General features: G+C 73.3%; 15 protein-coding genes. 6 read left to right on the top strand and 9 right to left on the bottom strand.

Translation table 11 applies throughout. The features are described 5' to 3' along the window. Nucleotides 1–102: 102 nt before the first annotated feature. Nucleotides 103–4,653: a hypothetical protein gene (locus RMN57_RS25040; RefSeq protein WP_313765568.1), complete on the bottom strand. Its 4,551-nt coding sequence runs from the start codon at nt 4,651–4,653 to the stop codon at nt 103–105. 483 nt (nt 4,654–5,136) lie between these two features. Next, nucleotides 5,137–5,580 carry a methylmalonyl-CoA epimerase gene (gene mce, locus RMN57_RS25045; RefSeq protein ID WP_313765569.1) on the bottom strand — a complete coding sequence of 148 codons (444 nt, stop codon included), beginning with the start codon at nt 5,578–5,580 and terminating at the stop codon, nt 5,137–5,139. Between the two features lie 255 nt (nt 5,581–5,835). Between mce and RMN57_RS25050 the strand changes: the two genes are divergently transcribed. Further along, complete coding sequence (locus RMN57_RS25050) at nt 5,836–7,029, top strand: acetyl-CoA C-acetyltransferase (protein WP_313765570.1); 1,194 nt, start codon at nt 5,836–5,838, stop codon at nt 7,027–7,029. A gap of 71 nt (nt 7,030–7,100) precedes the next feature. Beyond that, a complete protein-coding gene (meaB, locus tag RMN57_RS25055; RefSeq protein ID WP_313765571.1) occupies nt 7,101–8,057 on the top strand; it encodes a methylmalonyl Co-A mutase-associated GTPase MeaB in 957 nt (318 codons plus the stop codon). A gap of 123 nt (nt 8,058–8,180) precedes the next feature. Here the strand turns inward: meaB and RMN57_RS25060 are convergent, their stop codons facing one another. From RMN57_RS25060 to RMN57_RS25075, 4 genes are all read right to left on the bottom strand, one after another. Then, a complete protein-coding gene (locus RMN57_RS25060) occupies nt 8,181–8,696 on the bottom strand; it encodes a MarR family transcriptional regulator (protein ID WP_313765572.1) in 516 nt (171 codons plus the stop codon). A 39-nt stretch (nt 8,697–8,735) separates the two neighbouring features. Beyond that, nucleotides 8,736–9,548, bottom strand: coding sequence for an AIM24 family protein (locus RMN57_RS25065; RefSeq protein WP_313767955.1), 813 nt, complete (start codon nt 9,546–9,548; stop codon nt 8,736–8,738). A 239-nt stretch (nt 9,549–9,787) separates the two neighbouring features. Then, entirely contained in the window at nt 9,788–10,438 is a 651-nt protein-coding gene (locus RMN57_RS25070) for an AIM24 family protein (RefSeq protein WP_238865193.1), read from the bottom strand. Next, the gene (locus RMN57_RS25075) at nt 10,438–11,076 is read right to left on the bottom strand and encodes an AIM24 family protein (protein WP_313765573.1); all 639 of its coding nucleotides are present in this window, start codon (nt 11,074–11,076) and stop codon (nt 10,438–10,440) included. The genes RMN57_RS25070 and RMN57_RS25075 overlap by 1 nt, the downstream gene beginning before the upstream one ends. Before the next feature lie 253 nt (nt 11,077–11,329). On the opposite strand from RMN57_RS25075, the gene RMN57_RS25080 reads away from it, so the two are divergent. Then, entirely contained in the window at nt 11,330–11,656 is a 327-nt protein-coding gene (locus RMN57_RS25080) for a DUF3817 domain-containing protein (RefSeq protein ID WP_313767956.1), read from the top strand. A gap of 118 nt (nt 11,657–11,774) precedes the next feature. Here the strand turns inward: RMN57_RS25080 and RMN57_RS25085 are convergent, their stop codons facing one another. Together RMN57_RS25085 and RMN57_RS25090 are read right to left on the bottom strand one after the other, a co-directional pair. Next, nucleotides 11,775–13,391: a M4 family metallopeptidase gene (locus RMN57_RS25085; protein WP_313765574.1), complete on the bottom strand. Its 1,617-nt coding sequence runs from the start codon at nt 13,389–13,391 to the stop codon at nt 11,775–11,777. A 476-nt stretch (nt 13,392–13,867) separates the two neighbouring features. After that, nucleotides 13,868–15,505, bottom strand: a complete 1,638-nt coding sequence (locus RMN57_RS25090; RefSeq protein ID WP_313765575.1) for a M4 family metallopeptidase — start codon at nt 15,503–15,505, stop codon at nt 13,868–13,870. 494 nt (nt 15,506–15,999) lie between these two features. On the opposite strand from RMN57_RS25090, the gene RMN57_RS25095 reads away from it, so the two are divergent. The 3 genes from RMN57_RS25095 (at nt 16,000) to RMN57_RS25105 (ending at nt 18,909) form a co-directional block, all read left to right on the top strand. Continuing rightward, complete coding sequence (locus RMN57_RS25095; protein WP_313765576.1) at nt 16,000–16,527, top strand: MarR family transcriptional regulator; 528 nt, start codon at nt 16,000–16,002, stop codon at nt 16,525–16,527. Nucleotides 16,528–16,690: 163 nt separating this feature from the next. Continuing rightward, entirely contained in the window at nt 16,691–17,032 is a 342-nt protein-coding gene (locus RMN57_RS25100; protein ID WP_313765577.1) for a DUF3817 domain-containing protein, read from the top strand. 191 nt (nt 17,033–17,223) lie between these two features. Next, complete coding sequence (locus tag RMN57_RS25105) at nt 17,224–18,909, top strand: methylmalonyl-CoA mutase family protein (protein ID WP_313765578.1); 1,686 nt, start codon at nt 17,224–17,226, stop codon at nt 18,907–18,909. Between the two features lie 87 nt (nt 18,910–18,996). Here RMN57_RS25105 and RMN57_RS25110 read toward each other — a convergent pair whose 3' ends face one another. Next, the gene (locus tag RMN57_RS25110; RefSeq protein ID WP_313767957.1) at nt 18,997–19,554 is read right to left on the bottom strand and encodes a TetR/AcrR family transcriptional regulator; all 558 of its coding nucleotides are present in this window, start codon (nt 19,552–19,554) and stop codon (nt 18,997–18,999) included. Nucleotides 19,555–19,589: the final 35 nt, after the last annotated feature.

Here is a 19,589-nt window from a genome sequence, read left to right on the forward strand (position 1 = left end):
TCTGGGCTTCCTGTCGTCAAACCGCTGAGGTGGTTGAGGGAATCCTGACACGGTACCGGAGTGTCGACGGCGAAATGCCGTTGTCTCGCGGACAATGTCCGCTCAATCGGGTGGTGCGCTCTTGGAGCGATTGCCACCCGACCGGGGGGCGCCAACTCCGGCACCCGCCTTGGCACCCCCGTCCTTCCTGCCGCTGCTTCCCCCGTTGGCCTGGGCGACCGGTGACGGTGCCTCGAATGCCTCCAGGGCGGACAGGACGTCCTGCACCCTGGAGATCTCGGTGTTGATGTCCTTCCGACGGCGCACCAGTTCGTCCAGCTCGCGGCGGCCCTCGTCGGTGACCCGCTTCGCCTCGGCCCGCGCCTCGGAGAGCACGCGCTCCGCCTCGGCCTTCGCCAGCTCGATCTGCTCGTCCGCGGCCTCGTCGGCGGTGCGCAGCCGCTTCTCGGCCTCGGTCGACGCGGACTCCAGCTTCTCCTCGGCCTCGTCCTGCGCCGACTTGAGCTTGGCCTCGGCCTTGACGATCAGGGCCTCGGCGCGGTCGGTCGAGTCGGCGAGCTTGGTCTCGGCCTCCTTCAGCAGGCTCTCCGCCTTGCGGACCGCGGAGATCCGGACCTTGCTGGCCTCGGCGGACGCCTCCGAGGTCAGCTCGTTGGCGCGGTCCTCGGCGGCCGCGACCAGCGCCGCCGCCCGCTCCTCGGCCTCGGCGACGGTGGCCACCGCCTGCTCCTCGGCCTCGGTCAGCTGGTCCTGGGCGGCCGTCACCAGCGCGTCCACCCGCTCGCCGGCCGACTTCATGGCCTGCGCGTTCTCCTTGCGGGCGCGCTCGTGCAGGGCCTCCACCTCGGCGTCGGTGCGCTCGCGCAGCTCCTCGGCGCGCTCGCGGATCGCGGTGGCGTCCCGGCGGGCCTCGGAGAGCAGCGCGTCGGCGTCGGACCGGCCCTTCTCGACCTCGGCCTGCCCGGCGGCCTCGCCGGCGGCGACCAGCCGGTCGGCCTCCTTACGGGCGGCCGCGACCATCGCGTCGGCCTGCTCCTCGGCGGCGGCGGTGGTCGCCAGCGCGGTGGTCTGGGCGTCCTCGCCCAGCGCCTCGGCGTCGGCGAAGGCCTTCTCCAGCACGGACTTGGCGTGCTCACGGGTGGCCTTGTCGAACTGCTCGGCGGCCTCGCGGGTGTCGGCGTCGTAGGCGTCGGCACGGGCGCGGGTGGCCGAGTCGTACTCGTCCGCGAGGGTGCGGGTGGCGAGTGCGTACTCCTCGGCCTCGCCGCGCAGCGTGGCGGCGAACTCCTCGGCCTCGGCGACCGTGGCGGCGGCCCGCTCCTCGCCGGCGGCGACCGTCCGGGCGGCCTGCTCCCCGGCCTCGGCGCGGTGCTGCTCGGCGGCCTCCTGGGCGGCCTGCAGCTCGGCCTCGGCCTCGGTGCGCAGCCGCTCGTCGTAGGCCTGCGCCTCGGCGCGCCGGTGGGCCAGCTCGGCCTCGGCGGCCTCGCGTTCGGCGGTCAGCTCCTGCTCGGTCTGCTCGCGCAGGGCGGTCGTCTCGGCGGCGGTCCGGGCCCGCAGGTCGTCCGTCTCGCGCTCGGCCTCGGCGCGCTGCTCGGCGGTCTCGCGGTCGGCCAGGGCCCGCAGCTCGGCGGTCTCGCGCTCGGCGGTGTCGCGCAGCTCGGCCACGGCGCGGTCGGTCCGCTCGCGCAGCTCGGTGGTCTCACGCTCGGCCAGCTCGCGCAGCTCCGCGCTCTCCCGCTCGGCGGTGTCGCGCAACTCGCCGGCGGCCTGTTCGGCCTCGCGGCGGGTCTCGGCGGCCTCCGCCTCCGCGGTGGCCCGGAGTTCGGCGATCTGCTGCGAGGCGGCCTCGTGCATGCCGGCCACCGACTGACGGACCTCGGCGGCCTCGTCCTCGGCGACGGCGACCAGGCGGGCGGCCTCGGCCTTGCCGGCCTCGACCAGCTCCTCGCCCTCGGCGCGGGCCCGGTCGAGCTCGGCCTCGGCCTCGGCGCGGAGGGAGTCGGCGGTGGCGCGGGCCTGGGACAACTCCCGGCCGGCCTCGGCGCGGACCGTCTCGGCCTGTTCGGCGGCCAGCGCGAGGTCGGCCTCGGCACGCTCGCGCAGCGTTCCGGCGGTCTCCTCGGCCTCGGCCAGCCGCTGCTCGGCGGTGGCCCGGGCGCTCTCCAGCGCCTCCTCGGCCTCGGTGCGCAGCCGGGAGGTCTCGGCGGCGGTCTGCTCGGAGAGCTCGGCGGCGGTCCGCTCGGCCTCGGTGCGGACCCGGTCGGCGTACGCCTCGGCGCTCTCGCGCCGGGCCGCGGTGTCGGCCGTGGTGCGCTCGGTCAGCTCGGCGGCGGCCTGCTCGGACTGCTCGCGGGCGGTCCGGGCGGCGGCCAGCTGCTCGGCGGTCTCCTCGCGCTCGCGGAGCAGCCCGGCGGCGGCCTCCTCGCGCTCGCGTCGGCTCTCCTCGCGCAGGGCCTCGGCGGCCGCTTCGGCCTCGCCCCGGAGGCGGGCCGCCTCGGTGTCGGCCTCGGTGCGCAGCCGCTCGGCGTCGGCGATCGCGGCGTCCCGGACGGCGGTGGCCTCGGCCTGGGCGTCGGTCCGCAGCGCCTCCGCCGCGGCGCCCGCCTCGGCCCGCACCCGCTGGTCGAACTCGGTTGCCTCGCGGCGCAGTTCGGCGGTCTCCCGCTCGGCGGCGGCGCGGTTCTCGGCGGCCGCGGCCTTGGCGGCGGCGAGCGCGTCCTGGCCCTGCTGCTCGGCGGCGGCGACGGTCTTGGCGGCCTCGGCGCGGGCCCGCTCCAGGGTCTGCTCGGCGCGCCCCTGGGTCTCGGCGGCCTGCTCCTGGGCCTGGGCGCGCTGCCGCTCGATCTCGGCGGCCGCGCCGGCGCGCAGCTCGTCCGCGTCGGTCTTGGCCTTGGTGAGCAGCTCCTCGGCGCTCTTCGCCGACTCCTCGATCTGGACGACGGCCTGACGGCGGGCCTCGCCCCGGGTCCGGTCGGCCTCGGCGGCGGCCTGGGCGCGCAGCTCCTCCGCCTCGGCCCGCAGCCGGGCGGCCTCGTCCTGCATCTCCTGGATGCGCTCGCGGACGGCCGCGGCGTCGTCGAGGGCGGCGTTCTGCGCCTGCTCGACGGCGGCCCGCGCCTGCTCGCGCAGCCGCTCGGCCTCGGCGGCGGCCTCGGCCCGGATCCGCTCGGCCTCCGCGGCGGCCTCGGCCCGGGTGGTCGCGGCGTCCTGGTCGGCCCGGCCGAGCACCTCCTCGGCGGTCCTGGCGGCCTTGGCGAGGTGGACGGTGGCGTCCTTGGCGCCGGCCGCGCGGCCGGCCTCCTCGGCCTCGCTGCGCAGCCGCTCGGCGGCGGCCTCGGCCTGCGCCCGCAGCTCGGCGACGTCGCGCTCGGCCTGGGCCCGCATCTCGGCGATCGCGGCCTCGGCCTCGGTACGCAGCTCCCCGGCCACCGACTCGGCGGTGGCGCGCAGCCGCTCGCCCTCCTCGGCGGCGGCGGCCTTGGCGGCGTCGGCCTCGGCCTGCTTGGTGGCGGCCTCGGCCTTGATGGCCTCGGCCTCCTTGGTGGCCTGGGCGACCATCCGGGCCACCTCGGCCCGGGCGGTCTGCGAGCGCTGCTCGCTGGCGGCCTCGCCGTCCGCGACCTTGCGCACGGCGGCGGCCTCGGCGTCGGCCTGCAGCTGCTCGGCGGCGGCCTCGGCCTGGGCGCGCAGCTCGGCGGCCTCCCGCCTGGTCCGCTCGGCCTCGGCGATCGCCTCGGCGCGCAGCCGCTCTATCTCGGCCTGGGCGTGGCCGAGGGCTTCCTGGGCGCGCTGCTGCTCGGCGGCGGCGGCCTCCTTGAGCCGGCCGATCTCGGCCTGCGCGGCGGCGAGCTGGTGCTCGGCGGCGGCGTGGGCGGCGGCGAGCTGCTGCTGGGCCTCACCGCGGGCGGCGGCCAGCTGCTGCTGGGCCGCGCCACGGGCGGCGTCGACGTCGGCGGCGGCCTGGGCGCCGGCCTGCTGGGCCTGCTCGGAGGCGGCGCGCAGCAGCCGCTCGGCGTCGGTCTGGGCGCGCTGGAGGGCGGCCTCGGCGGCGGCCTGGGCCTCACCGCGGGCGGCGTCGACGTCGGCGGCGGTCTGCGCGCGGGCCTGGTCGGCCAGGGCGGCGGCCTCGGCGCGGGCCGCGGCCATCAACCGGTCGGCCTCGCCGCGGGCCTCCTGGAGCAGGCGCTGGGCCTCCTGCTCGTGGCCGGCCCGGGTCTGTTCGGCCCAGCTGACGTTCTCCTTGACGTGCTGCTCGGCGCTGCGCCGCAGCTCGGTGAGCTCGTCCTCCAGCTGGCGGCGGCGGGCGGCCAGCTCGGCCTCCAGCCGGGCGGTGCGCTCGGCGGCCTCCGCCATGATCCGCTGGGTGGCGGCCTGGGAGTCGCGCAGCTGACGCTCGGCGTCGGCGCGCAGCTGCTGCGCCTGCATCTCGGCGGTGCGGAGCATCTGCTCGGCCTGGCCGGAGACGGCGTCGAAGGCACGCGGCTGGGCGAGCATGCGGCGGGACTCGTGCAGCTTGGCCCGGAGCACCTCCACCTGGTAGGCGAGGTCCTCGGCATGCTCGGCGGTCTTGTCCCGCTCCTTTCGAGTCCGATCCATCTCGGCCTCGAACTGGGAGAGGTGATCATCAACCTCGTAGCGGTCGTAGCCCCGCACTCCGCGGTCCCATCCATCTCCTGGTCGCGTCCTCGACCCGGCCGTTCCCGGGCACCCGTTTGTCCGGGGCCCCGGTCCGACTGGTCCTTGCATCCGCAGCCGGTGGACGACCCCTCGCAGGGGCGTCCGCCGCGGTTGTCGGAGTCCTGGCGGGCGACGGAGCGCGGTCGTGCCGCGTTCCCCCGTCCGAGTGGACTCCTGGGCGAACTCTTGCCTTGTGGAGAATGGTGACAGATCCGAACTGCGACTGTTCAGCCGTGCCCGCGTAATGGACTCCCCTGCGACGGGCCGACCACCGGAGGGCGGACAGGCCTGTCATCGGCCGTGCCCGACGTCTCCGTCCCCCGGAGCCTTCGCGCACCTGGGCATTGTAGTGGGAGTGTTCGGCCGGGGAATGGCCGCGTGGGAGTTTTCCGGGCATTGGCCGACATTACTGACGGGTCACCGGCGGGTGCCGCCCGGGAGCGGCACCCGCCGGGCGGCTCAGTGGGCCTCGTGCGCGCCCGGTTCGGCCGAGGTGACCAGCTCGGTCAGCACGCCGCCGCAGTCCTTGGGGTGCAGGAACGTGATCCGCGAGCCCATCGAGCCGATCCGGGGCTCGTCGTAGAGGACCCGGACGCCCTTGCCGCGGATCGCCTCGGCGTCGCCGTCGACGTCGGCGGTGCCGAAGGCGATGTGGTGGACGCCCTCGCCGTTCTTCTCCAGCCACTTGGCGACGGTGGAGTCGGGCCGGGTGGGCTCCAGCAGCTGGAGGTAGGAGGCGCCGCCGTCGCCGGTGTCGTTGATCTTGAGCATGGCCTCGCGCACCCCCTGCTCCTCGTTGACCTCGCTGTGGAAGACCTCGAAGCCGTAGGTGGCGCGGTAGAACTCGACGGTCTTGTCGAGGTCGCGGCAGGCGATGCCGATGTGGTCGATGCGGGTCAGCACGATGGCCTCCGGTTCTGGGCGGGCGACGGGACGCCAACAGTGCAGCGCATGCGACCTGTCCGCGCCAGTGATGGAGGTGCGAGCCTGCTCACACGGCCGGCCGCACGGCGGGGTTCACCCGGATCGGCTTGACACGGTGTTGACTGGACAGTGCCAGTGCGCTCGATCACACCGTCGGTCCGGTGACGGGCGGGTTACAGGTCAGTACATTGAGCGCATCCTCACCTGGCCACGACGTGCGAAGGGGCCCGTCCCATGACCAACACCACCTCTGTGATCGTTGCCGGTGCGCGGACCCCGATGGGTCGCCTGCTCGGCTCGCTCAAGGGCTTCTCCGGCGCCGAGCTCGGCGCCGTCGCGATCAAGGGTGCCCTGGAGCGGGCCGGCGTCTCGGGCGACCAGGTCCAGTACGTGATCATGGGCCAGGTGCTGCAGGCCGGTGCCGGCCAGATCCCGGCCCGCCAGGCCGCCGTCAAGGCCGGCATCCCGATGAACGTCCCGGCGCTCAGCATCAACAAGGTCTGCCTCTCCGGCCTGGACGCCATCGCGCTCGCCGACCAGCTGATCCGCGCCGGCGAGTTCGACATCGTGGTGGCCGGCGGCCAGGAGTCGATGACCAACGCGCCGCACCTGCTGCCGAAGTCCCGCGAGGGCTTCAAGTACGGCGCGATCGAGATGCTCGACGCGATGGCCTACGACGGCCTGACCGACGCCTACGAGAACATCCCGATGGGCGAGTCGACCGAGAAGCACAACGCCCGCCTCGGCATCCCGCGCGACGTGCAGGACGAGATCGCCGCCGCCTCGCACCAGCGGGCCGCCAAGGCGCAGCAGAACGGCCTCTTCGAGGCCGAGATCGTCCCCGTCGAGATCCCGCAGCGCAAGGGCGAGCCGGTCGTCTTCAGTCAGGACGAGGGCATCCGCGCGGACACCACCGTCGAGGGCCTGGGCAAGCTGCGCCCGGCCTTCGCCAAGGACGGCACGATCACCGCCGGCACCTCCTCGCAGATCTCCGACGGCGCCGCCGCCGTGGTCGTGATGAGCAAGGCCAAGGCCGAGGAGCTGGGCCTGACCTGGATCGCCGAGATCGGCGCCCACGGCAACGTGGCCGGCCCGGACAACTCGCTGCAGTCGCAGCCGTCCAACGCGATCAAGCACGCGCTGGCCAAGGAGGGCCTGGAGGTCGGCGACCTCGACCTGATCGAGATCAACGAGGCCTTCGCGGCCGTCGCCCACCAGTCCATGAAGGACCTCGGCGTCTCCGCGGACATCGTCAACGTCAACGGCGGCGCGATCGCGCTCGGCCACCCGATCGGCATGTCCGGCGCCCGCGTGGTGCTGCACCTGGCGCTGGAGCTGCAGCGCCGCGGCGGCGGCGTCGGCGCGGCCGCGCTGTGCGGCGGCGGTGGCCAGGGCGACGCGCTGATCGTCCGGGTCCCGAAGGCCTGACGGGTCGACTCACTTCTCGGGCTGCGGACCGCCACAAGCGGTCCGCAGCCCTTTGGCGGTAGGAGCTGCTGATGATCGATGTCGCGACGCTGGTCGAGCAGGCCCGACAGGGCCGTCCGCGCGCCGTGGCCCGGCTGATCTCGCTGGTCGAGAACGCCGCCCCCGAACTGCGCGAGGTGATGGCGGCGCTCGCGCCGTACACCGGCCGCGCCTACACCGTCGGCCTGACCGGCTCGCCGGGCGTGGGCAAGTCGACCTCCACCTCCGCCCTGGTCTCCGCGTACCGGCGGCTCGGCAAGCGGGTCGGCGTGCTGGCCGTCGACCCCTCCTCGCCGTTCTCCGGCGGCGCGCTGCTCGGCGACCGGGTCCGGATGCAGGACCACGCCACCGACCCCGAGGTCTTCATCCGCTCGATGGCCACCCGCGGCCACCTCGGCGGCCTCTCCTGGGCGGCCCCGCAGGCGCTGCGGGTACTGGACGGGGCGGGCTGCGACGTGATCCTGGTCGAGACCGTCGGCGTCGGTCAGTCCGAGGTGGAGATCGCCGCCCAGGCGGACACCACCGTGGTGCTGCTGGCCCCCGGCATGGGGGACGGGATCCAGGCCGCCAAGGCCGGGATCCTGGAGATCGGCGACGTCTTCGTGGTGAACAAGGCCGACCGGGACGGCGCCGACGCCACCGCCCGGGAGCTGAACCACATGCTCGGCCTCGGCGAGGCCCGCGACGCGGGGGACTGGCGCCCGCCGATCGTGAAGACCGTCGCCGCCCGCGGCGAGGGCCTGGACGAGGTGGTCGAGGCGCTGGAGAAGCACCGCGCCTGGCTGGAGGAGCACGGCGAGCTGGCCACGCGCCGGCGCCGCCGGGCCGCCGACGAGGTCGAGGCGATCGCCCTGGCCGCGCTGCGGGCCCGGATCGGCGACCTGCACGGCGACCGCCACCTGGCCAACCTGGCCGAGCGGGTGGTGGCCGGCGAGCTGGACCCGTACCGCGCGGCCGACGAGCTGGTCGCCGGGCTCACCCGGGGCTGACCCCGGGACGGCAGTACGCCGGAGGGCCGGCTCCCGTGGTGGGAGCCGGCCCTCCGGCGTCGGGGCTCGGTGGCCGGGGCCGGCGCCTCGTCCATCGCGGGCGTTTCGCGCCGGGGCGGCCGCTCAGGCGCGACCGCGCAGCCCGCGCAGGTGCTCGGCGACCGGGGCCAGCGCCTCGTACATCGCGTCCAGCTGCTCGGGCGTGAACCGGTCGATGAAGTGCGCGCGGACGCTGCGCACGTGATCGGGTGCGACCCGCTGCATGGTCGCCCAGCCGTGCTCGGTGAGGTGGGCGTACAGGCCGCGCCGGTCGCCCGGGCACTCCTGCCGCAGCACCAGCCCGGCCGTTTCCATCCGGGTGATCTGGTGCGAGAGCCGGCTCTTGGACTGCAGGGTCGCGGTGGCCAGGTCCGTCATCCGCATCCGCCGCTCGGGCGCCTCGGAGAGCACGACCAGGATCTCGTAGTCGTTGATCGCCAGGTTGTGCGGCTGGAGCTCGCGGCCGAGCTGGTAGTCCAGCAGCTTGGCGACCTCCAGATGGGCGCGCCACATCCGCTGCTCCCTGGCGGTCAGCCAGGGAGTCTCCTCCTCGGGTTCCGAGGGGGAGACGTCCGCGGCGTCGATGGTGTGCGTATCCATGCGCCCAGCATACCGCATTTAGTTCAATCTTGTACGAGTTTACAGGCCGAAGCGCCGCCCGAGATCGCCCAGGTTACCGAGCCCGGGGACGTTGACGTTGGGCAGCTGGCTGCCGTGGCCCGAAGCGTGCTGCGGGGGCACCCCGCCCATCGGCACGCCCGCCTCGGCGTGCACCTGGCCGACCGCGCGCTCGGCCATCAGCACCTCGGTCGACTGCAGCAGCACCTGGCCGGCGCCGATGAACTCGAACTGGTGCTCCTCGCCGGAGGCGCCGCCCAGTCCGGTGAGCCGGCGGATGCCGCCGATCACCCCGTGCATGTAGTCGTGGTCGTAGTGGTGGCAGGGCGCCGGGCAGTCCGCCCAGCCGACCAGGGCCTGCGGGTCCACCCGGATCGGCGGCTCGACGAAGTGCACCGGGCCGTTGGAGGCGGCGACGAACTTGCCGGTGCCGATCAGGGTGAGGAACCCGGGGATGATCGACTGCTTGAGCTTCAGCGTCGGCTCGAAGGCCAGCAGGTTGCCCGAACGGACGGTGAGGTTGCCGTCCTCCAGGTCGTAGGAGTTGAGGTCGAAGGCGCGGTCGGCGAGCAGCAGCTTGCCCCGGCCCTCGGCGACCACCCAGTCCGCCGCGTGCATCGGCGAGTTGAAGTGCATGCCGAGCATCCGGTCGATCGCGCCGGCGCCCACGCCCTTGAAGGAGATGTCGCCGTAGTAGGCGATCATCTTGCCCTTCTGCAGGAAGTACGAGCCGTTCAGGTCGACCGAGAAGGCGTACGGGTTGACGTTGTCGTTGGCCGGCAGGCTGTGCACGTCGTGCACCACCGGGCCCGAGCCGTCCTGCGCCTTGGGCAGCGGGGCCTGGGCGCCGCCGTACTGCTCCTGGGCGTACTGCTGCGGCGGCTGGGCAGGGTAGCCCTGCGGCGGCGGGGGCGGGTACCCCTGGCCGGGCGGCGGGCCGTAGCCGGGCGGCGGCGGGGCGGCCGGGAAGCCCGGCTGGGTGGGCTGGTTGTACGGCGAGGGCTGGCCGTACGGCGACGGCTGGCCGTACGGGTCGTGCGGCTGTCCGTACGGGGGCTGCGGCGGGTAGGACATCAGAGCTTCTCCTCGCTCGCCTGCACGAACACCGTGCCGTTGCCGGACAGCTCCAGCTGGAACGCCTCGCCGGAGCCGCGGCCGATCATGTCGCGCCAACCCAGCGCGGTGGACAGCTTGTTCTGGACCTGGCCGCGGTGGGCGACGTAGGCCTGGGGGTCGACGTGCACCGGCTGGTGCGGGGTGATCGGCAGCTCGAAGACGCCGCCGTGCGCCATCACCGCGACCGCGCCGTGGCCCTCCAGCTTGGTGGTGAACAGGCCCTGGCCGGTCACCTGGCCGCGGACCATGCCCATCACGCCGCCCTGCGAGCCCATGAACATGGTGGACTGCTGCAGCGTGCCCTCGAAGGCCAGCAGCCGGTCCGCCTCGACGTACAGGGTGTCGCCGTTCAGGTCGATCACGTGGACGTGGTGGCCGCCGTGGCCGAACATCACGCTGCCCTGGCCCTCGACCGTCATCAGCGGGGTGTCCTCGTTGGCCACCCGGCGGCCGATCATCGACATGACCCCGCCCTGCCCGCCGGTGATGTTCGGGGTGAACCGCACCTCGCCGGTGTACGCGAGCATCGCGCCGCGCTGGCTGAACAGCCGCTGCCCGGGGACGACCCGGGCCTCGATCATCTTGTTGTTGATCCTGGTGAACGGCATCAGACGTCGCCCCCGACGGTCAGCTTCTCGGACGGCTGCACGTACACCAGGCCCTCGCCGGTGAACTCCACCTGGACGGCCTCGCCGCCGCCCTCGCCGATGAAGGTGGACCAGCCGGCGCCCGACTTCAGGCTGCGGCTCAGGTTGCCGGTGTGCGCCACGTACGCCCCCGGGTCGACCCGCAGGGGCATGCCCTGGGTGACCCGCAGGATGATGGCCGGCCCCTTGGAGGTGACGGCGGCCCAGCCGTGGCCCTCCACCTTGGTGGTGAAGAGGCCGTTGCCGGAGGAGATGCCGTTGAGCCCGGTGAAGGTGGTGCCGGTCTTCAGCGTGCCCTCGGTGCAGAGCAGGTTGTCCGACTCGACGTAGAGCGTCTCGCCGTTCAGCCTGACCAGGTTGATCTCGGTCGCCCGGTCGGCGAAGTAGCAGGTGCCCTGCCCCTTCACCTCCATGACGACCATCTGTTCGCCGGTCAGGCGCCGGGTCACCATGCCGCGCAGGCCGTCGCCGCCGCCGGTGAGCTTCTTGAAGCTCATCTGGCCGGTGTAAGCGACCATCGAGCCGTTTCTGGCTTTGACGCCGTCGCCCGTCATGTCGACGGCGAGCGTCTTGGACCCTTGGAGTCGAAACTGTGCCACGGGCGAAATGTAGCGGGCCCCGGCCCGGCCCGGGGAGGGGGCGTCGGCGTTCTGGTACCGGCCTGCGACAAATGGGGCGGTCCCGGTCGGGGCGGCCGGTCGGGGAGGGCGGCCGGTCGGGCGGCCGGTCCGGGGCGGGCGACGGGTCGGGGGCGGACCCCGGCCGCAGGCCCGGACGTGTGCTCGGTGATAATGGCGGGGATGCTTGTGCGCCGGTTCACAAGCGATCTCCGACCCCCCATACGAGGTACCCATCGTGAACAGCAGCGCCGTCCACCGCCTGCGCCTGGTCTCCGGCCCCGAGGGCCTCTCCTTCCTCCTGCTCCTGGTCTGCTCGGTGCTCAAGCGCACCACCAGCTTCGACGCGGTGCCGGTGATGGGCATGGTCCACGGGATCCTGTTCATCCTGTACGTGGTCTTCTGGATCATGGCGTGGCAGACGCAGAAGTGGGACGCCAAGCGCGGCATCCTGCTGTTCGTCCTCTCGGTGCTGCCCACCGGCGGCTTCTTCGCCGAGCGCACCCTGAAGAAGGAGGAGCGCGGCGAGCTCGCGCCGGTGCGCGAGCCCGCCGCCGCCTGACCCTCCCGCCGGCGAGCAGACAGGCTGCCGGGGCCCCTCTCCCAGTGGCCCCGGCAGCCTGCTGCCGTTTCGGAGGCGGTCGGGGCGTCCGTCGCCGGGCCCCGGCCTCATCGCCGCACTAGTTGACGCTCACCGCGCTCCAGGCCGCGGCGACCGCCTTGTACTCGGTGCTGTTGGTGCCGCCGTAGAGGTCCGACGCCGCCTTCAGGGTCGCCGTGCGGGCGGCCTTGTAGTTGGTGGTCGAGGTGAAGTAGGTGGTCAGCGCCCGGTACCAGATCGCGGCGGCCTTGTTCCGGCCGATGCCCGTGACGGTGGAGCCGTTGGAGGTCGGGCTGTTGTAGCTGACCCCGTTGATGGTCTTGGCGCCGCTGCCCTCGGCCAGCAGGTAGAAGAAGTGGTTGGCCACGCCCGAGGAGTAGTGGACGTCGATGTTGCCGACCCCGGAGTACCAGGCGTCCTTGGACTTGCCGTCCTTGGAGGGCTGGTCCATGTAGCGCAGCGGCTTGCCGTTGCCGAAGATGTTGATCTTCTCGCCGATCAGGTAGTCCGGCACGTCGCCCGGCAGGTTGGCGTACCACTCGACCATCGTGCCGAAGATGTCCGAGGTGGCCTCGTTGAGGCCGCCGGACTCCCCGGAGTAGACCAGCCCGGCGGTGGCGGAGGTGACGCCGTGGGTCATCTCGTGGCCGGCCACGTCGATCGCGGTCAGCGGGTTGGCGTTGCCGGTGCCGTCGCCGTACGTCATGCAGAAGCACGAGTCGTTCCAGAACGCGTTCACGTAGGCGTTGCCGTAGTGCACCCGGCTGCTCGCGCCGACGCCGTTGTTCTTGATGCCGCTACGGCCGAAGGTGTTCTTGTAGTAGTCCCAGGTGGCCGCCGCGCCGAACTGGGCGTCCACGGCGGCGGACTGGGTGTTGGAGGCCAGGCCGTTGCCCCAGACGTTGTCCGCGTCGGTGTACAGGGCGTTGCCGCTGGCCGCGTTGCCGGTCCACTGGTTGCCCCGGGAGGCGTCCTTGAGCTGGTAGGTCGAGCCGCTCTGGGTGGTGGTCAGCGTGACCGAACCGACGTGGACGCCCTTGCCGCTGCCGGTCGCGGTCTGGAACTCCTCGTGGCTGGAGAGCAGGGCCCCGGTGGCGGCGTCGGTGACCAGTCGCTGGCTGCTCGGGGTGCCGTCGGCCCGCTGCCCGTGGACCACGGTCTGGTAGGCGAGCCGCGGGTTGCCGTCGGCGGCCCAGACCACCAGCTGCGCCGCGCCGGCGCCGTCGACCCGGCTGATCGCCGCCTCGTCCGCGTCGGGGGCGATGCCGACGGTGGCGCGGACCGCGCCGAGCGCCTGCGCGGAGGCCTTGTCGGCCGACAGCGCCGGGGTGAGGCTCGCCAGCGCGAGCCGGCCCTCGTAGGCCCGGTCCACCGAGGTGATCGTGCCGTTGGCCTTCTGGTGCACCACCAGGTCGCCGCCGAGCACCGGCAGGCCGCCCAGGGTCCGCTCGTACCGCAGGTGCCGGTCGCCGTTGGTGTCCAGCACCGCGTCCTTGACCACCAGCTTCTCCTGGCCACCGAGCGCGAGCGCCCGCGCCACCGGGGCGGCCTCGCCGCCGGCCAGGGCGATCAGCGCCTCGCGCTGCTGGACGGGCGAGGGGGCGGCGGCCTGGGCGGGGGCGGCGGCGACCTGGATGGCGCCGGCCAGCAGGGCGGTGGCGGAGAGTACGGCTCCGGCTGTCAGCTTTCGCTTCACGTACGGGGTTCCTTCCGGGAAACCGCGTGTGCGCGGTCGCGCCGCATACCGGGGTGCCGGGGTTGGCGCCGTGGGGCGGTAGGGCGCTGACGTGCTGCTCCCGTGCGGTCCTTGACGGCCCGTCGGTGGGTGGGGGTGACGGCCGTCGAACGGGGCTTGGTCAGAAGCATGACAAGTTCGGTGCGGGAAAGGACAGGGCGGCGGCCGGTATTGGCCAGGTCTCGCCAGTCGCCGGTACGGGTGGTTCGGGTGGGTCGGGTGCCCGGTTCGCGGGGTTTGCCCGCTGGCGGGATCCCGCCAGCGGGCGGGCTTGCCGGGGGCTGTGCCGCTTGCTACCCGGCGGGCCCCGGGGTCTGCTCGGGCGCGGGAACGCCGGTCGGCCGCGGGGTCCCGCCGTCCGGTCGGCCCCGGGAGCGCCGGAGCGCCCGGGGCCTCCCCTCCCAGTGAGGACCCCGGGCGCCCCTTCGGCGCCGGCGTCAGTTGACGTTGACGCCGCTCCACGCGGCCGCCACCGCGTTGTACTCGGCGCTGCCCGCGCCGTAGAGGTCGGCCGCCGCGCTCAGGGTGCCGGTGCGGGCGCCCTTGTAGTTGGTGGTGGAGGTCCAGTACACGGTCAGGGCGCGGTACCAGATGGCCGCGGCCTTGGTCCGGCCGATGCCCGTGACGGTGGAGCCGTTCGAGGTCGGGCTGTTGTAGGCGACGCCGTTGATGGTCTTGGCGCCGCTGCCCTCGGCCAGCAGGTAGAAGAAGTGGTTGGCCACGCCGGACGAGTAGTGGACGTCCAGGTTGCCGACGCCGGAGGACCAGGAGTCGGCGGAGCCGCCGTCCTTGGAGGGCTTGTCCATGTAGCGCAGCGGCGTGCCGTCGCCGTTGATGTCGATCAGCTCGCCGATCAGGTAGTCCGGGGTGTCGGACGCCAGGTTGGCGGAGAACTCGACCATGGTCCCGAAGATGTCCGAGGTGGCCTCGTTGAGGCCGCCGGACTCGCCCGAGTAGTTGAGGCCCGCGGTGGCCGAGGTGACGCCGTGGGTCATCTCGTGGCCGGCCACGTCGAGCTCGGTCAGCGGGTGGGTGTTGCCGTCGCCGTCACCGTAGGTCATGCAGAAGCAGGAGTCGTTCCAGAACGCGTTCACGTAGTTCCGGCCGTAGTGCACGCGGCTGGTGGCGCCGACCCCGTTGTTCTTGATGCCGAGACGGCCGAAGGAGTTCTTGTAGTAGTCCCAGGTGGCCGCCGCGCCGAACTGCGCGTCCACCGCGGCCGACTGGCCGCTGGAGACGGTGCCGGTGCCCCAGGTGTTGTCGGCGTCGGTGTACAGGGTGCCCGAGCCGGAGGTCCGGTTCTTGAGGTCGCTGGTGGACTGGCCGCCGCGGGTGGTGTCCTTGAGCTGGTAGGTCGAGCCGCTCTGGGTGGTGGTCAGCGGGACGGTGCCGACGAAGACGCCCTTGCCGGTGCCGGTCGCGGTCTGCACCTGCTCGTGGGTGGAGAGCACCTCGCCGGTGGCGGCGTCGGTGACCAGCAGCTGGCTCGACGGGGTGCCGTCGGCGCGCAGGCCCTCGACGGTCGTCCGGTACGCCAGACGCGGGTTGCCGTCGGCGGCCCAGACCACCAGCTGGGCGGCGCCGGCCTGGTGGACCTCCTTCAGCGGGGACTCGTCCTTGTCGGCGGTGATGCCGACGGTCGCCTGGACCGCGCCCGAGGCCTGGGCGGAGGCCTGGTCGGCGGGGATCTTCGGGGTCAGGCTCGGCAGGGCGATCTGCTCGGTGACGGCCTTGTCCACGGACTTCACGGCGCCGTCGGCGGCCTGGTGCACGACCAGGTCGCCGCCGAGGACGGGCAGGCCGGCGAAGGTGCGCTCGAAGCGGAGGTGGCGGGTCCCGTTGGCGTCCACCACGGCGTCCTTGGCGACCAGCTTCTCCTGGCCGCCCAGCGCCAGCGCCTTGGCCAGCGGGTCGGCCTGACCCTTCGCCACCGAGAGGACGGCCTCGCGCTGCTGCGCGGCCTGGGCCGCGGCCGACGGGGTCGGGGCGGCCTGGGCGGCGGTGCTCACCTGGATGACGCCGGTGAGGAGGGCGGTGGCGGAGAGTACGGCGCCGGCTGCGAGCTTTCGCTTCACGTACAGGTCCTTCCGGGAAACCGCGTGTGCGCGGTCGCACCGCGTTCCGGGGTGCCGGGGTTGGCACCTGAGGGGCGGAACGGGCGCTGACGTGCTGCTCCGTGCGGTCGAGCGGCGGGCCGCCGATGAGTGGGGTGACGGCCTGCCGGACGGGGCTGGCCGAAAGCATGACAATCCAACAAGTGAAATGACAGGTCTGGTTCACCAATTGGCCAGGTCTCGCCAGTCCGGCGGATTGTGAACAGAACGACAAAAGCGGTCAAAGCGCCCCGTCTTTCAGCGGGTTACCGCCCGAACCGACGCCTGATCGCGGGCCGAGCGCCCGTCCCGGCGTCAACCGTCCGCCCGTCGGCGGCGGTTGGCGTCCGTTCACACGTGTGCAACGTGCTGGTACGGACCAGCGCGCCCCACTGGCGGGATCCCGCCACGCGTCGCGCTTGTCCACCATCAGGACGCCTGGTAACACCCGTCCCGCCCGCCGGTACGGTAAGGAGGTGCCCAAGCCCCTCGCACTCGACTTCGACCCGATCGCCCGCGCCGACGAGCTCTGGACCCGCCGCTGGGGCTCCGTGCCCTCGATGGCGGCGATCACCTCGATCATGCGCGCCCACCAGATCCTGCTCTCGCGGGTGGACGCGGTGCTCAAGCCGTACGGGCTGACCTTCGCCCGCTACGAGGCGCTGGTGCTGCTGACCTTCAGCCGGACCGGCGAACTCTCGCTGTCCAAGATCGGCGAGCGGCTCATGGTCCACCCGACCAGCGTCACCAACACCGTCGACCGCCTGGAGCGGGCCGGCCTGGTCGCCCGCCGCCCCAACCCGCTGGACGGCCGGGGCGTGCTCGCCTCGATCACCGCACGCGGCCGCGAGGCGGTGGAGGACGCCACCCGGGAGCTGATGGCGATGGAGTTCGGCCTGGAGGAGTACGGCGCCGACCAGTGCCGGCAGGTCTTCGAGCTGCTCAGGCCGCTGCGGGTCGCCGCCGGCGACTTCGAGGAGGAGGGCGGCACCCCGGCCGGGTAGGGATCGGCGCCGGCCGGGTGGGGATCGGCGCGGGGCCGCCGTGATCCACCGGGCGGGCCCGAGGCCGCTGCACGGCGCACCCGTAAGCGGCGGCTACCCTCGTTCGGAGCGGTGCGCGGATCGGGGCGTACCGGCCGATCCTGCCGAGCGAGGCGATGTGAGTATGAAGGCGACCCCCCTGCTGGGCTGGTACCGGGCCCTGGCCGTGGCGACCGGCGTGGCGCTGCTGGTGTTCTGCGGCTTCATGGTGGCGAAGTACGGCTTCGACACCGCCGAGGACCTGACCACGTACGTGGCGATGCTGCACGGCTACCTCTACATCGGGTACTTCGTGGTGACCTTCCTGCTCGGCCAGAAGCTCAAGTGGCCGCTCGGCCGGATGGTCTTCACCCTGGCCGCCGGCTGCATCCCGCTCGCCTCCTTCTTCGCCGAGCGCCGGGTGGCCGCGGAGGCCGCCGCCAAGCTGCCGGCCGGCGGGGCCGCCCGCCAGACCGCCGGCGTCTGACCCGCCGCGCCTGCGAGGGCGCCCCTTCCCCGCCCGGGGGAGGGGCGCCCTTTCGCATGTCCGCGCCCGTCCGCGGGTCCGGGGGCGTGTTGCCGTCGACAAGTACTAGGACGTCCGAGTAAATTAGTAGGACGTCCTAATAGCTGTGCCGCCCGGTGCCGTGGCGGCCGTACGGAGCGGAGTTCTTGGCCATGGACGCCGAGGAGATCGAGCGCGGGCGGCAGCGCTGGCAGCAGCGGTACGACAGCGCCCGCAAGCGGGACGCGGACTTCACCACCCTCTCCGGCGACGAGGTCGAGCCGGTCTACGGGCCGGCCCCCGGACAGGCCGTGCCGGGCTTCGAGCGGATCGGCTGGCCGGGCGAGTACCCCTTCACCCGCGGCCTGCACCCGACCGGCTACCGCGGGCGGACGTGGACCATCCGCCAGTTCGCCGGCTTCGGCAACGCCCAGCAGACCAACGAGCGCTACCGGATGATCCTGGAGGCGGGCGGCGGCGGCCTCTCGGTGGCCTTCGACATGCCCACCCTGATGGGCTACGACTCCGACGACCCGAAGTCGCTCGGCGAGGTCGGCCACTGCGGTGTGGCGATCGACTCGGCCGCCGACATGGAGGTCCTGTTCCAGGGCATCCCGCTCGGCGACGTCACCACCTCGATGACGATCAGCGGCCCGGCCGTCCCGATCTTCTGCATGTACCTGGTCGCCGCCGAGCGCCAGGGCGTCGACCCGGCGGTGCTCAACGGCACCCTGCAGACGGACATCTTCAAGGAGTACATCGCCCAGAAGGAGTGGCTCTTCGCCCCCGAGCCGCACCTGCGCCTGATCGGCGACCTGATGGCGTACTGCGCCGAGGGCATCCCGGCGTACAAGCCGCTCTCGGTCTCCGGCTACCACATCCGCGAGGCCGGGGCGACGGCCGCGCAGGAGCTGGCGTACACGCTGGCGGACGGCTTCGCCTACGTCGAGCTGGGCCTCTCCCGCGGCCTGGACGTGGACGTCTTCGCGCCCGGCCTCTCGTTCTTCTTCGACGCGCACCTCGACTTCTTCGAGGAGATCGCCAAGTTCCGCGCCGCCCGACGGATCTGGGCCCGCTGGATGCGCGACCGCTTCGGCGCCACGACCGACAAGGCGCAGTGGCTGCGCTTCCACACCCAGACCGCCGGCGTCTCGCTGACCGCGCAGCAGCCGTACAACAACGTGGTCCGCACCGCCGTCGAGGCGCTCTCGGCGGTGCTCGGCGGCACCAACTCGCTGCACACCAACGCCCTGGACGAGACCCTCGCGCTCCCCTCGGAGCAGGCCGCCGAGATCGCCCTGCGCACCCAGCAGGTGCTGATGGAGGAGACCGGCATCACCAACGTGGCCGACCCGCTGGGCGGCTCCTGGTACGTCGAGGCGCTCACCGACCGGATCGAGCAGCAGGCCGAGGCGATCTTCCAGCGGATCCTGGACAAGGGCCGCGAGGACCACGAGATCGGCCCGATCACCTCCGGCATCCTGCGCGGGATCGAGGAGGGCTGGTTCACCGGCGAGATCGCCGAGGCGGCCTTCCAGTACCAGCAGGGGGTGGAGAAGGGCGAGAAGCGCGTCGTCGGCGTCAACTGCCACCCGCGCAGCGTCACCCCCGAGCTGGAGATCCTGCGGGTCAGCCACGAGGTCGAGCGCGAGCAGGTGCGCGTGCTGCGCGAGCGCAAGGCCGGCCGGGACGAGGCGGCGGTGCGGGCCGGACTGGACGCCATGCTGGCGGCGGCGCGCTCCGGCGAGTCGATGATCCCGCCGATGCTGGACGCCGTCCGGGCGGAGGCGACCCTCGGCGAGATCTGCAACGCCCTGCGCGAGGAGTGGGGGATCTACCGGGAGCCCGCCGCGTTCTGACGCCTCCCGGCCCCGTACGCCGAAGCCGCCCCCGCACATTCCGTGCGGGGGCGGCTTCGGCGTGTCCGGGCGCGGGGCCGCGTCCGGTCAGGGCACCAGACTGGGGAACGGCCCGAGCAGCAGGGTGGTGAACCGCCTGGTCCACTCGGCGGTGATCGGTTCGCCGCTCACCAGCACCCGGTGCTCCACCGTCCCGGCGATGGTGTCGAAGATGATGTCCACCTCCTCGCAGGCCGCCGTCTCGTCGCAGTCCGGGGCCAGCTCGCCGCGCGCCTGCGCGGCCGCCCGGCCCTGCCGGACGAGGCGCTTCTGCGGGTCGACGATCGCCTCCCGGATCCGCCGCCGCAGCTGCGGGTCGCGGGTGCCCTCGGCGAACAGGGCGAGCAGCGCCGCCTGGGTCTCCGGCCGGGCCAGCAGGGCGGCGAACTGGGACACCACCGCCTCGATGTCCGCCCGCAGGCTGCCGAGGTCGGGCATCACCAGCTCGTCGAAGAGGCTGGCGACGGCGTCCACCACCAGCTCGTTCTTGGACGGCCAGCGGCGGTACAGGGTGGTCTTGGCGACCTTGGCCCGGGTGGCCACGTGGCCCATGGTCAGGCCGCCCCAGCCCAGCTCGGCCAGGGCCTCGCGGGTGGCGTCCAGGATGGCGCGGTCGGCGGCGGCGCTGCGCGGCCTGCCCT

The sequence above is a fragment of the Kitasatospora sp. CM 4170 genome, from assembly GCF_032110285.1.
Classification (GTDB): domain Bacteria; phylum Actinomycetota; class Actinomycetes; order Streptomycetales; family Streptomycetaceae; genus Kitasatospora; species Kitasatospora aburaviensis.